Origin of the sequence: Streptomyces sp. NPDC089915, assembly GCF_040684675.1 — a bacterium.
In the GTDB taxonomy this organism is placed as follows: Bacteria; Actinomycetota; Actinomycetes; order Streptomycetales; family Streptomycetaceae; genus Streptomyces.
Genome location: NZ_JBFBGN010000174.1, coordinates 1 through 12,526, shown reverse-complemented (window position 1 = coordinate 12,526; position 12,526 = coordinate 1). Strand labels below are relative to the sequence as shown.

Annotated in this window: 13 protein-coding genes; 5 read left to right on the top strand and 8 right to left on the bottom strand. The window is 73.3% G+C overall.

What is annotated here, in order from left to right; all coding sequences use genetic code 11:
- From AB0O29_RS31455 to AB0O29_RS31425, 7 genes are all read right to left on the bottom strand, one after another.
- A partial coding sequence (locus AB0O29_RS31455) for an ABC transporter ATP-binding protein (protein ID WP_365158441.1) occupies positions 1-902 on the bottom strand: 902 nt, incomplete at its 3' end.
- Positions 899-1,891, bottom strand: a complete 993-nt coding sequence (locus AB0O29_RS31450) for an ABC transporter permease (RefSeq protein ID WP_365158438.1) — start codon at positions 1,889-1,891, stop codon at positions 899-901. The genes AB0O29_RS31450 and AB0O29_RS31455, both read right to left, overlap by 4 nt.
- Positions 1,888-2,871 carry an ABC transporter permease gene (locus AB0O29_RS31445; RefSeq protein ID WP_365158435.1) on the bottom strand — a complete coding sequence of 328 codons (984 nt, stop codon included), beginning with the start codon at positions 2,869-2,871 and terminating at the stop codon, positions 1,888-1,890. The genes AB0O29_RS31450 and AB0O29_RS31445 overlap by 4 nt, the downstream gene beginning before the upstream one ends.
- Entirely contained in the window at positions 2,868-4,610 is a 1,743-nt protein-coding gene (locus AB0O29_RS31440) for an ABC transporter substrate-binding protein (RefSeq protein ID WP_365158432.1), read from the bottom strand. Before AB0O29_RS31440 ends, AB0O29_RS31445 begins: the two co-directional genes overlap by 4 nt.
- A 173-nt stretch (positions 4,611-4,783) precedes the next feature.
- Entirely contained in the window at positions 4,784-4,879 is a 96-nt protein-coding gene (locus AB0O29_RS31435; RefSeq protein WP_312847459.1) for an Ms4533A family Cys-rich leader peptide, read from the bottom strand.
- 71 nt (positions 4,880-4,950) lie between these two features.
- Positions 4,951-6,309 (bottom strand): DUF3152 domain-containing protein, encoded by a 1,359-nt coding sequence (locus tag AB0O29_RS31430; RefSeq protein WP_365158428.1) that lies wholly within the window; start codon positions 6,307-6,309, stop codon positions 4,951-4,953.
- Between the two features lie 4 nt (positions 6,310-6,313).
- Entirely contained in the window at positions 6,314-7,309 is a 996-nt protein-coding gene (locus AB0O29_RS31425; protein WP_365158425.1) for an alpha/beta hydrolase, read from the bottom strand.
- Positions 7,310-7,440: 131 nt separating this feature from the next.
- Between AB0O29_RS31425 and AB0O29_RS31420 the strand changes: the two genes are divergently transcribed.
- From AB0O29_RS31420 to AB0O29_RS31405, 4 genes are all read left to right on the top strand, one after another.
- On the top strand, positions 7,441-7,656 hold the full coding sequence (locus AB0O29_RS31420) for a hypothetical protein (protein ID WP_365158422.1): 216 nt from the start codon (positions 7,441-7,443) through the stop codon (positions 7,654-7,656).
- A 157-nt stretch (positions 7,657-7,813) separates the two neighbouring features.
- Positions 7,814-8,452, top strand: a complete 639-nt coding sequence (locus AB0O29_RS31415) for a TetR/AcrR family transcriptional regulator (protein WP_365158419.1) — start codon at positions 7,814-7,816, stop codon at positions 8,450-8,452.
- Positions 8,453-8,608: 156 nt separating this feature from the next.
- Positions 8,609-8,836 (top strand): DUF3107 domain-containing protein, encoded by a 228-nt coding sequence (locus AB0O29_RS31410; protein WP_365158416.1) that lies wholly within the window; start codon positions 8,609-8,611, stop codon positions 8,834-8,836.
- 120 nt (positions 8,837-8,956) lie between these two features.
- On the top strand, positions 8,957-9,256 hold the full coding sequence (locus tag AB0O29_RS31405; RefSeq protein ID WP_365158444.1) for a hypothetical protein: 300 nt from the start codon (positions 8,957-8,959) through the stop codon (positions 9,254-9,256).
- Positions 9,257-9,273: 17 nt separating this feature from the next.
- Here the strand turns inward: AB0O29_RS31405 and AB0O29_RS31400 are convergent, their stop codons facing one another.
- On the bottom strand, positions 9,274-10,032 hold the full coding sequence (locus tag AB0O29_RS31400; RefSeq protein ID WP_079429655.1) for a ferritin-like fold-containing protein: 759 nt from the start codon (positions 10,030-10,032) through the stop codon (positions 9,274-9,276).
- Between the two features lie 465 nt (positions 10,033-10,497).
- Here AB0O29_RS31400 and AB0O29_RS31395 point away from each other — a divergent pair, with 465 nt between their 5' ends.
- Positions 10,498-12,444, top strand: a complete 1,947-nt coding sequence (locus AB0O29_RS31395) for a DEAD/DEAH box helicase (RefSeq protein ID WP_365158413.1) — start codon at positions 10,498-10,500, stop codon at positions 12,442-12,444.
- Positions 12,445-12,526 lie beyond the last annotated feature (82 nt).

The window sequence follows — 12,526 nt, the reverse complement described above, 5'->3', positions numbered from 1 at the left end:
CCGATCTCTCCGCCCCCGGACCCCCGCGCCTCAAACGCCGGCGGGGCTGGATTCGGCTCGGCGGCGCCGGACGTGCGCGCCGCGCCGGCAGGCCGGTCGTGCGGCGCGTCGAGGCGCGGTACCGCCGCCAGCAGGGTCCGGGTGTACGGGGCGGCCGGGGTGGTGAGGACCTCCGCCGCCGGGCCCCGTTCCACCACCGTGCCGCCTCGCATCACCAGCAGGGCGTCCACGCTCTCCGCGGCCACGCCCACGTCGTGCGTGACGAGGAGCAGGCCGAGGCCGTGTTCCTCGCGGAGCCCGTGCAGGAGGTCGAGGATCTGGGCCTGGACGGTGACGTCGAGCGCCGTGGTCGGTTCGTCGGCGATCAGCAGGCGGGGGCGGCAGGCGAGGGCCATCGCGATGAGGGCGCGCTGGCGCATGCCGCCGCTGAACTCGTGCGGCCGGGCGCGGGAGCGGCGGGCGGCGTCGGGGATGCCGACCCGGTCGAGGACCTCGACGGCCCGGGCGCGGGCGGTCCGGCGGGTGGCGGTGGTGTGGACCCGGTAGACCTCGGCGATCTGGTCGCCGATGGCGTGGTACGGGTCGAGGGAGCTGAGCGGGTCCTGGAAGACCATGGCGGCCGTCCCGCCCCGCAGGGCGCGCAGTTCGGCCGGGGTGGCGGCGCCCACGTCGGTGCCGCCGACCCGGACGGTGCCGGTCAGGCGGGCGCCCGTGCCGCGGTGGAGTCCGAGGAGGGCGGCGGCCACCGTGGACTTGCCGCTGCCGGACTCGCCGACGATGCCCAGGGCCCGGCCGGGCTCCAGGGTGAAGGAGACCCCGTCGACGGCGCGTACGTACGAGCCGGGGTCGCCGACGGGGAAGTCGACGGCGAGGCCGGTCACGTCCACCAGATGCTCGGTCACGTCAGGGCCACCCTTCGGTCGGCGAGGGCGTACAGGAGGTCGGCGACGGCGCCGGCGAGGACCACGGCGGTGCCGATGGCGAGGACCACGCCGACGACCACGGGCAGGTCGACGACCCGGACCCCGTCGATGAGGGTCTTGCCGAGGCCGGGGATGCCGAAGAGGGACTCGGTGAGCACCGCGCCGCCGATCATCGTGCCGAAGTCCACGGCGCTGAGGGCGATCACGGGGGCGACGGCCCCGCGCACCGCGTGCCGGGTGACGATCGCGCGCTCCCCCACCCCGTAGGCGCGGAAGGTGCGGATGTGGTCCTCGGCGAGGGTCTCCAGGGTGGAGCTGCGGGTGAGCCGGGCGTACTTGGCGCTCTCGAAGACGCCGAGGGTGACCCAGGGCAGCAGCAGGTTCCACGCCCACTGCTCGGGGTCCTCGCCGAAGGGCACGTACGTGGGGAACGGCAGCCACTGGAGGTAGGCGCAGACGGCCATGAGCAGCAGCAGCCCGAGGATGAAGACGGGGGTGCCGGTGGCGGCGAGGGTCAGCACGGTGAGCACGCGTTCGGTGGGTCCGCCGCGGCGGAGCGCCGAGAGCAGGCCGGTGCCGACGCCTACGACGAGCCAGATCACGAGGGAGCCCAGGGCGAGGGAGAAGGTGGCGGGCAGCCGCTCCAGGAGGAGTTCGGTGACCTGCCGGTCGTTCTGGTAGGAGAAGCCGAGGCAGGGCGCGTCGCAGTGCAGGACGAGTCCGGCGCCGCCGGAGTAGTCGCGGCCGGTGACCAGTCCCCGGAGGAAGTGCAGGTACTGGCTGACGGCGGAGTCGTTCAGTCCGAGCTGCTCGCGGACCTGGGCGATCTGCTGCGGGTTGCAGCGTTCTCCGCAGGCCAGCCGGGCCGGGTCGCCGGGGGCGAGGTAGAAGAGGGCGTAGACGAGGGCGGACAGGGCCAGCAGGACGAGGAGGGCGCTGCCGAGGCGTTTGAGGGCGAAGGCGGTCATGCGGCGTTCTCCTTTCCGGTGCCGACCCGCAGGCGCGAGCCCTCGCGCGGGTCGAGGGCGGTGCGGATGCCGTCGCCGAGCACGGTGAAGGCGAGCACGGTGACGAAGAGCAGCCCGGCGGGGAGCAGCACGTAGGCGGGGTCGGCGCGGAACCAGGTCTGGGCGCCGGAGAGCATCTGTCCCCAGGACGGGGTGGGCGGTTTGACGCCGACGCCGAGGAAGGAGAGGGAGGCCTCGATCACCATGTTGGTCGGGACCTTGAGGGCGGCCAGGGTGATGACGGGAGCCGCCAGCGAGGGCAGGAGCTCCCGGCGGGCGATCCGCAGCCGGCCGTTGCCGGCGAGCCGGGCGGCCTCCACGAAGTCCAGGCCGCGCAGGGACAGGGTCTGGGCGCGGACCAGGCGGGCGGTGCCGCCCCAGTCGAGGACGCCGATGACGAGGACCAGCAGCAGCGGGCGCGGGAAGCCGGGCGGGACGACGGCGGTCAGGGCGACGGCGAGGATCAGCAGGGGCAGGGCGATCATCACGTCGGTGGCCCCGCCTATGAGCCGTCCCAGCAGGGGGCTGCCGAGGGCCGCGGTGATCCCGGCGGCGACGCCGATGCCCACCTGGACGACGGTGGCGCCGAGGGAGACGAGGAGGGAGACCTGCGCCCCGTACAGCAGGCGGGTGAACAGGTCGCGGCCGGTGCCGGGTTCGACGCCGAGCCAGTGGTCGACGGAGATCCCGCCGAAGGAGCCGAGGGGGACGCCGCCGCGGGCCGAGTCCACGAGGTCGTCGTGGTAGGCGTTCGGGTCCTGGCCGGTGAGGTGGGCGATCAGGGGTGCGGCGAGGGCGAGGAGGACGAGGAGGGCCAGGACGGCGGTGGCCGCGAGGGCGGACGGGCGCCCGCGCAGCCACCGCCGGACCCGGCGGCCGGCGCCCGCGGCCGGGGTGGGGGCCCCGTGCGCGGACGCCGGCCGGTCGAGGAACGTGCTCACTTGACGGCGACCTGCGATACGTCGAGGACACCGGTCCAGTCGCTGATGACGACGTTCTTGACGTCCTTGCCGACGAGCCGCTTGTAGACCGGGTGGAAGAGGGGCACGGCGAGGGCCTGCTCGCCGATCTTCTTGTCGAGGGCGCCCCAGCGCTTTCCGGCGGCGGCGAGGTCCGTGAGCTTGGCGATCTCGTCGATCTCGGCGTTCACGGCCGGGTCGTTCAGCTGCGCGTGGTTGTAGTTGGAGCCGTTGGTGACGATCTGGCGGCCGTCGTAGATGGGGGCGAGGAAGGGGCCGCCGGAGGGCCAGTCGGCGCCCCAGCGGGAGAGGAAGAGGCCGGGGGTGTTCTTGGCGTCCCAGCGGCGCTCGTTGAAGGCGTTGTTCTCCAGGCCTTCGAGCTTGACGGTGATGCCGGCGGCGGCGAGGGCCTGCTGGACGGCGGTGGCGATCTCGGGGCCGGTCTGGCGGTTCTGGGCGTTGGAGTGGGTGAGGGTGACGGTCAGGCCGTCGGGGAAGCCCGCCTCCTTCAGGAGCTCCTTGGCCTTGGCCGGGTTGCCGGTCTTGCCGGCCGGGAAGTGGTCGTAGGGCGCGTACCCGAAGGCCTCGCGCTCGGGGAGGAAGGTGGTGGCCGGCTCGGCGAGGGCGGAGCCGCCGGCGGCGTTGACCACGCTGGTGCGGTTGATCGCGTACGAGATGGCCTGGCGGACCTTCGGGTTGTCGAAGGGGGCGACCTTCGGGTTGAAGGCCAGGTAGTTGACGTAGCCGAAGTGGCCGGTGCCGACCCGGGCGGCGAGCTCCTTGTTGTCGCCGATCTGGGCGAGTTCGGCGGGGCCGAGGTTGGTGTCGGTGGTGACGGCGGCGGCGTCGGGGCCGGAGCTGGTGGTCAGCCGCTGGTCGATGACGGCGGCGTCGAGGCCGGAGCGGACGTCGATCTTGTCCGGGTAGGCCTTGCGTTCCTCGTCGGTCTTCGGGTCCCAGTGCTCGTTGCGCTCCAGGAGGAGGGTCTCGCCGTCGCCGGTGTTCTTGACGACCTTGTACGGGCCGGAGGAGACGGGGTGCTCCTCGTACTTGACGCCGGTGTCCTTGGCCTTGGGGACGGGGGCGAACTGGGTCTGGGTGGCGAGGAAGGGGAACTCGCCCTCGGGCTTGCGGAGTTTGAAGACGATGGTCTTCGCGTCGGGGACCACGATGGAGTCGAGGCCCTTCCCGCCGTCCTTGTAGGGGCCCTCGTAGGTCTCCCCGCCGACGAGCCAGTCGCGCAGGTAGGGGGCGCCGCCGGAGAGTTCGGCGGCGAAGGAGCGTTCGATGCCGTACTTGATGTCGGCGGTGGTGATCGGGCTGCCGTCCTCGTACGTGAGGCCGTCCTTGAGCGTGTAGGTCCACTCGGTGGCGTCGGCGTTGGGCTTGCCGAGGTCGGTGGCGAGGTCGGGGACGACCTTGGCTCCGGCGGGGCCGTCCTCGCGGTTGCGGGTGGTGAGGGTGCGGAAGACCAGCGAGGGGATGTTGCCGCCGCCGGAGGTGTAGAGGCGGGCGGGGTCGAAGTCGTTCTGCGGTTCGTTGTTGAGGACGGTCAGGGTGCCGCCCTTCTGCGGGGCGCCGGCGGCGCCGGGCTTGCCGGAAGAGGCGCCGCCGGAACCGCCCGCCGCGTCCTTTGGCCCGCACGCGGCGGCGCCCCCGGCCAGTACGAGGCTGACGGCGAGCGCGGCGACGCGGCGCGATATGTGGGACTGACGGGGCATGGCGGAAGGGACCTCTCGGCGTGAAGGGGGTGGGAAAGGGCCACGCGAGGGGCGACGTCGGGCATCACCGGAGGTCAGAACCGGGAAACGGGCAGCCGCGCCTGCGGGCAGGGGGTGTGCCCGGGCGCGGCGGAACCAGGTGGAGAGAAGGGGGTCGCGCGCTCAGGCAGGCGTCAGCGACAGAAGATGTCGGCCACGCTGTGCGCGGCCACACCGAGGAGCGCCAGCTCGATGGCGGCGCTCGCGGCGGAGGTGTGGCGGTGCGACATGCGGAGAACAATTACCGGTCATCGAACGCGTTGTCAACGGAAGAACCGGCCACCTCCACCGCCCCGACGGGTCAATTCCCGGGAAATACCCAGGGGTTGGGAAGGCAGTGAATATTGTCGATGTCGAGCGATTTCGTCTGCTGCTGCATGATCGGGGCGAGGGAGCCCGGCGTGCGGCAGCTTTCGTGCCCGTGACCGAGCCGGTGGCCTACCTCGTGGTTGATGAGCATCTGCCGGTAGGCGAACATCTGGTCGGCCCCGTAGGTCGCCGAACCCTGGCCCCAGCGGAAGGCGTTGATCATCACGCGTTCGGTGCTGGCCGAGTCGCAGGAGACGTTGTCGATGGTGGTGTCCAGGTCGGACTTGGCGCACCAGGCGCCGGTGGTGCCGGGGCTGGCCAGGGTGACGACGAAGTCGGCCTTGCCGTCCGGTACCCGCTCGAAGGTCATCGCGCCGTCGTGGCCCCAGCTCCGCGGGTCGTTGAGGGTGCGCTGGACGGCCTCCGCGAAGAGCTGCGGGTCCATGCCGAGGCCCTGCTCCACGTCGACCCGGTAGCGCACGACCTTGCCCTTGCCCGGGGCCTTGGCGAGGCCGGGGACGGTGTCGAAGACGCCCGTTCCGGTGAGTTTCGCGTCGATGGGCAGCTGCCGCGCCATCTGCTGTTCGTACGTCAGCGGCTGCGCGGGCGGCGGGGAGGCGGGGGTGGGTCGGCCGTCGGAGCGGGAGGCGGCCTTGTCGTCGGGGGCCCGCTTCGGGCCGCCGTCCCCGGCGGCGTGCGCGCCGGAGGCGGCGGAGTCGCCCTCGTCGGCGACCTGGCCCGCGATGACGACGGCGAGCACGGCGGTCACCGCCAGGGCCGCGATCCCGGTGTAGGTGCGGGCCCGCGTGCCGCGGCCGCCCGCGGGCCGGCCGGGGGCGGCGGGCGTACGGGGTCCCGGTACGCGGCGGTGGGAGCCGGTGGAGGTGACGGGGTCGGGGCCGGGCGCGGGGGCCGGGGACTCCTCGGTGAGCCGGGGGAAGCCGGCGGCGGGGGTGGGGAACGGCGCGGCGGCGCCCGGGGCCGCGGGCGCGGCGGGGGCGGCGGCGCGGGGGGCGCCGCGCCAGTCCCCGTACCGGGCGGCGGGGGCCGGGCCGGTGCCCCAGGCGCCGCCCTCCTCGCGCTGCTCGGGATGGCCCGAGGGCCGGGCCGCCGGCGGGGCGGACCCCTCGTGGACGACGGTGGGCTCCTCGGACCGGAGCCGTCCGCGCCGCTCCCCTGGACCGGGGGGCGCCTGCGGCGCGGACCCGGCGGGTGCGGGGCGGTACGGGTCGGCCGGGTACGGCCCGGGCTCGTACAGCCCGTCCGGGCCCGGCTCGTACGGCGCGGGCGCGGGCGCCGGCTGCGGACGGGCGGGGGCGGATCCGGGGCCCTTGCGACTATGTCGTCCCACGTGCTCAGCCCTTGCCGTCTGCGGTATCTCGGTCGGTGTCCCCGGTGGCGGTGTCGCGCAGCAGCTCCCGGAAGGCGGCCGCGACCACCTCGGGGTACTCCATCATCGCCACGTGTCCGGCCTCGGGAAGGCTCAGCAGCCGCGAACCCCGGAAGGCCGCGGCGGCCTTGCGCGCCATACGGTACGAGACCAGCTGGTCCCGGCCACCGTAGACCAGCAGCGTCGGCGCGAGGACGCGCTGCGCCTGGCGCCACAGCCCGTGTTGCCCGCCGAGGGTGTACGCGTCGACGATCCCGCGCGAGGAACGGCTCATCGCCTCCCAGAAGTAGGGCAGCGCCATGCGCCGTTCCATCTCCTCGACGGCATTGCGGAAGCCCTCCTCCGTCACCCGTGAGGGGTCTCCGTAACAGAGGTCCGTCACCCCTCTGGTGCGCTGCTCGGCCGTCAGGTGCCGGGTCAGGCGCCCGAACAGGGCCGGTACGCCGGGCAGGGCCAGCAGGGCGGTGGGCACGGCCGAGCCCTGCACGCGCAGCTCGGGCAGCGCGGGCGAAACCAGCGTCAGGGTGCGCACGAGGTCGGGCCGGACGGCCGCGACGCGGGTGGAGACGGCGCCGCCGAGGGAGTTGCCGAACAGGTGCACGGGGCCGCGTCCGGCGGCGTCGAGGTGACGGATGACGGCCCGGGCCAGTGCCGTGATCGAGTAGTCGCGGTCGGCGGGCGGGGCGGACCAGCCGAAGCCGGGCAGGTCGACCGCCTCGCCGTCGACGGAGCCGGCCAGCTGCTCCATGAGGGCCGACCAGTTCTGGGAGGAGCCGCCGAGCCCGTGCACGAACAGCGCGGGCGGCAGACCCTCCCGCAGCGGTGGCCGAAAACGTACGTTCATCTCCAGGCCCGGCAGCGCGACGGTGCGCAGCCCCTCTCCTTCGGCCACCCGCACGGCCCCCACCTGGGAGGTCGGCTCGGCGGTGGACCGTACGCCCGGCAGCTCGGTCGAAGACATGGGCCAATGTTACGAGACGATCACGCCGACCCCCTTGTGTTCCCTTGTGTTCGCGGTCACAGGACCGTCTGGCGTGCGACTCCCGATCCTCCTAGGCTCGTAAGAGGACGACCGAAGGCGAGGGGAGTGGAATGACTGTCGACCCTTCGGAACCGGACACCTTCCGGGACCGGTTCGCGGACCCGCTCGACGCCGAGGCCCCGGAGGCGGACGCCGCGGAGCAGCTCACCGACATCCAGCCGCGGGACGACGACCCGCTCACCGGCGTGGACCGGGGAGAGGCGCCGGAAGCGGACGCCGCCGAACAGGCCCGGGTGGTACCCCTGGACGAGGACGACTACCGCTGACAGCATCTGCCAGGCGCTGACCAGCGTGTCCGGGGTGTGTCCAGGCCGTCCGCACAGCGAGAAATCCCGGCTTGAACCCACCAGATCCGGTTACCGAAAAGTACGATGGCGGCGCGGCGCAGAGCGCACTGTGTTCTTAGAGAAAGTGGGAGGCGGCGTGACAGCCATCGAGCAGACCGAGGCAGCGCGTCCGCGGGGTACGCGACTGCCGCGCCGTGCCCGGCGCAACCAGCTGCTGGGCGCCGCCCAGGAGGTGTTCGTCGCGCAGGGTTACCACGCTGCGGCCATGGACGACATCGCGGAGCGGGCGGGCGTCAGCAAGCCGGTGCTGTACCAGCACTTCCCCGGCAAGCTCGACCTCTACCTGGCCCTGCTGGACCAGCACTGCGAGAACCTGCTCCAGGCGGTGCGCGGGGCGCTGGAGTCCACCAGCGACAACAAGCTGCGCGTGGCGGCGACGATGGACGCCTACTTCGCGTACGTCGAGGACGAGGGTGGCGCGTTCCGGCTGGTCTTCGAGTCCGACCTGACCAACGAGCCGGCCGTCCGCGAGCGGGTCGACCGCGTCTCGCTCCAGTGCGCCGAGGCGATCTCGGAGGTGATCGCCGAGGACACCGGGCTGTCGAAGGACGAGTCGATGCTGCTCGCCGTGGGCCTGGGAGGGGTCTCGCAGGTCGTGGCCCGGTACTGGCTGTCGAGCGAGAGCCCGGTCGCCCGTGACACGGCGGTGGACCTGCTGACCTCGCTCGCCTGGCGCGGCATCGCCGGCTTCCCGCTGCACGGCACGGAGGCCTGAGCGGAGCCCTGCGCCGAGGCCCGAGCGGAGCCCTGACCGGCCGCTGTTCGCTGCGAGCGTGTCCGCCGCGAGCCGATCGTGTCCCCTCACCGGGCTAATGTGGACCGCGTACGGCGCGGCTGATCGCGCGAACCGGATCGTCGGAGGGACAAAGCCGTGGAGGTCAAGATCGGCGTGCAGCACGCACCCCGGGAGATCGTGCTGGAGAGCGGCCTGAGCGCCGAGGAGCTGGAGAGCATCATCGCCGATGCGCTGACCGGCACCGCGCCGCTGCTGAGCCTCACCGACATCAAGGGCCGCAAGGTCCTGGTGCCGTCCGACCGTCTGGCGTACGTCGACCTCGGCGAGCCGGCGCAGCGCAAGGTCGGTTTCGGGGCGCTCTGAGGCACTGGAGTACGACTGGAACGGCCCGGCGGACACCTCCGCCGGGCCGTTTCCGTATCTTCCGCTTCGGGTAGGACCGCAGTGACCCGGTTTGCCCTGACGTAGGGGAGTGACCAGATGATGCTGATGGAGGCCGTCGGCTCCGGTCTGCTGGGCCTCGCCCTCGCGGGCGTGGCCGTGCGCGTACTCGCCAAGCGACTGCCCTCCACCAGAACGGTGCTGGTCAGCGGGGTGAGCGGGGCCCTGTTCGGGGCCTATCTGACGCATATGTCGCTGGGGCCGGGGCACAACACCCTCTTCGCCACGCTGATGGGCGGGCTCGGGGTGTCGGCCGTCGTGCTGTCCCTGCTGCTGCGCCCCGCCGCCGGGGGCGGCGGGGGTCCGCGCCGCCCTCCGTTTTCGCTTCCGTCGCGGGGCTGAGCGCGGCGTCCGGAGCCTTAGGCCGCGAGGCCGAGGGCGGCCATGCGCTTGGTGTGGGCCTTGGTGATCCGGGTGAACATCTCGCCCACGGCCGCCAGGTCGAAGCCGGCCGCCATGCCGTCCACCCCGCCGACCAGCATGGTGGACAGCGCGTCGCGCTCGGCCACCACCCGCTGGGCCTGCGAGAGGGCCTCGCCCATCAGACGTCGCGCCCACAGCGCGAGCCGGCCGCCGACGCGCGGGTCCGCCTCGATCGCCGCGCGCACCTTCTCGACGGCGAAGCCGCCGTGGCCGGTGTCGTCGAGGACGCCGACGACCAGGGCGCGGGTGTCGGTGTCGAGGTGGGTGGCGACCTCACGGTAGAAGTCGCTGGCGATCGAGTCGCCGACGTAGGCCTTGACCAGGCCCTCCAGCCAGTCCGAGGGGGCGGTCTGGCGGTGGAAGTCGTCCACGCCCTTCGCGAAGGGCTCCATCGCGGCGGTGGGCTCGGCGTCGATCGCCGCGAGCCGGTCGCGCAGCCGCTCGAAGTGGTGGAACTCGGCGGAGGCCATCTTCGCCAGTTCGGCCTTGTCGCCCAGGGTGGGCGCGAGCTTCGCGTCCTCCGCGAGGCGCTCGAAGGCCGCGAGCTCTCCGTACGCCAGCGCGCCGAGGAGGTCGACGACGGCGGCCCGGTACTGCGGGGAGGCTGAGGCGGTCGCCCAGTCCTGGGCGGCGATGCCCTGCGCCCCGGCCTGGGCGTTCTCGTCGGCGGGAGATGCGTTTTCAACGGTCGACATGCTCCGCACAATAGCCCGCCTAAAGGCGGGACAAGTCACCACTGCTACACGCTCTCGCTCCGTGTAAACCCGCCTACCTGGTGAATTCACCCGACACACCTGCGCGATTCCGGGGTACAGTGGTAATGCGCCTGCCGAATACTCGGCGGGCCATCCGAATGAGGATGCCCGGTCGGTGGCCCGATCGGCTCCACCCGACCGCCCTCGGCGCGGCGAGTACGCCCATGCGTACCGCTTCCACGAGGGGCCCCCTCAGCGGCATGAGCGCCTGAGCGATGGCAGTGGTCCCGCGCAGCTTCGTACGACCCGCCCGAACCTGGGTGGGCGCAGTACCGCAAGCCCGGCACGGTAGGACCCCCCTCGCCGCCTCGCGCCGCGTCTCACAGAAGAGGCAGCACCCTGACTACGTTCCGAGACCTCGGGATCTTTCCCGAGACGGCCGAGGCGCTGGAAGCCGTCGGCATCGTGTCCCCCTTCCCGATCCAGGAGATGACCCTCCCCGTCGCCCTCTCCGGCACGGACGTCATCGGCCAGGCCAAGACCGGCACCGGCAAGACGCTCGGTTTCGGCCTCCCCCTGCTGGAGCGGGTCGTCGTCCCCGCGGACGTCGAGGCCGGCCGGGCCACGCCCGAGCAGCTGACCGACGCCCCGCAGGCCCTCGTGGTGGTTCCGACCCGCGAGCTGTGCACCCAGGTCACCAACGACCTGCTGACCGCGGGCAAGGTCCGCAACGTCCGCGTCCTCGCCATATACGGCGGCCGCGCGTACGAGCCCCAGGTCGAGGCGCTCCAGAAGGGCGTCGACGTGATCGTCGGCACCCCGGGCCGCCTGCTGGACCTGGCCGGGCAGAAGAAGCTCGACCTGTCCCGCGTCAAGGCCCTCGTCCTCGACGAGGCCGACGAGATGCTCGACCTGGGCTTCCTGCCCGACGTCGAGAAGATCATGAACCTGCTGCCGGCCAAGCGGCAGACGATGCTGTTCTCGGCGACCATGCCGGGCGCGGTCATCGGTCTGGCCCGCCGCTACATGTCGCAGCCGACGCACATCCGCGCCGTCTCCGAGGACGGCGAGGGCGCGACCGTCGCCAACATCAAGCAGCACGTCTTCCGCGCGCACAACATGGACAAGCCGGAGCTCGTCTCCCGCATCCTCCAGGCCGACGGCCGCGGGCTCGCGATGATCTTCTGCCGTACCAAGCGCACGGCCGCCGACATCGCCGAGCAGCTGGAGCGGCGCGGCTTCGCCTCCGGCGCCGTCCACGGCGACCTGGGCCAGGGCGCCCGCGAGCAGGCGCTGCGCGCGTTCCGCAACGGCAAGGTCGACGTGCTGGTGTGCACCGACGTGGCCGCGCGCGGCATCGACGTCGAGGGCGTGACGCACGTCATCAACTACCAGACGCCGGAAGACGAGAAGACCTTCCTGCACCGCGTGGGCCGCACCGGCCGCGCGGGCAACAAGGGCACCGCCGTCACCCTGGTCGACTGGGACGACATCCCGCGCTGGCAGCTGATCAACAAGGCGCTGGAGCTGGACTTCCACGACCCGGTCGAGACCTACTCCACCTCCCCGCACCTCTACGAGGAGCTGGGCATCCCGGCCGGCACCAAGGGCATCCTGCCGCGCGCCGAGCGCACGCGGGCCGGCCTGAAGGCCGAGGAGCTGGAGGACCTGGGCGAGACCGGCGGCCGCGGTGGCCGTGGCGGCCGCGGCGCGGCCCCGGTGGCCGAGGAGCGTCCCGCCCGGACCCGTACGCCGCGCCAGCGCCGCCGCACCCGCAGCGGTTCGGAGCTGGGCGCCGAGGCCGAGGCCCTGACCGCTCCGGCGGCCCCGGCCGCCGAGGCCCCCGCCGACGACGAGGCGCGCCGCCCGCGCCGCCGCCGCACCCGGCTGACGGCTGCGGCCGTGGCCGCGGTGAACGAGGCAGAGGCTCCCGTCATCGAGGCGCCGGTGGCCGAGGCCCCGGTCGTGGCCGAGGCCCCCGTGGCCGAGGCTCCGGTCGTGACCGAGGAGGCGCCGGTGGTCAAGCCGCGCCGCACCCGGGCCCGCAAGACGGCCGCCGCCGTCGCGGCCCCGGTCGCCGAGGTCCCCGTGGCCGAGGCCCCGGTCGTGACCGAGGAGGCGCCGGAGAAGCCGAAGCGCACCCGGACCCGCAAGGCCGCCGCCGTCGCGGAGGCCCCGGTGGCGCAGGCCCCCGTGGCCGTCGCCGAGGTCGCCGAGGCTTCGGCCCCGGTCCGGCCGCGCCGGGTCCCGACCCGCAAGGCCGTGGCCACCCCGATCCCGGACGTGGTCCTCAACGAGGCGCCCGTCGCGCCCCGCCGCCGGACCCGGAAGGCGGCCGCCCCGGCCTCCGAGCCTCAGTTCCAGATCGCCCCGCCGACCGAGCCGGCCCGCACGACGCGCCGCTTCCGCTAGGCACCACCGCGTGAGCGGACGGCCCCGGCCCCCCGATCGGGGGGATGCGCGAAGAGCGCGAAGAGGGTGAGCAGGACCAGCC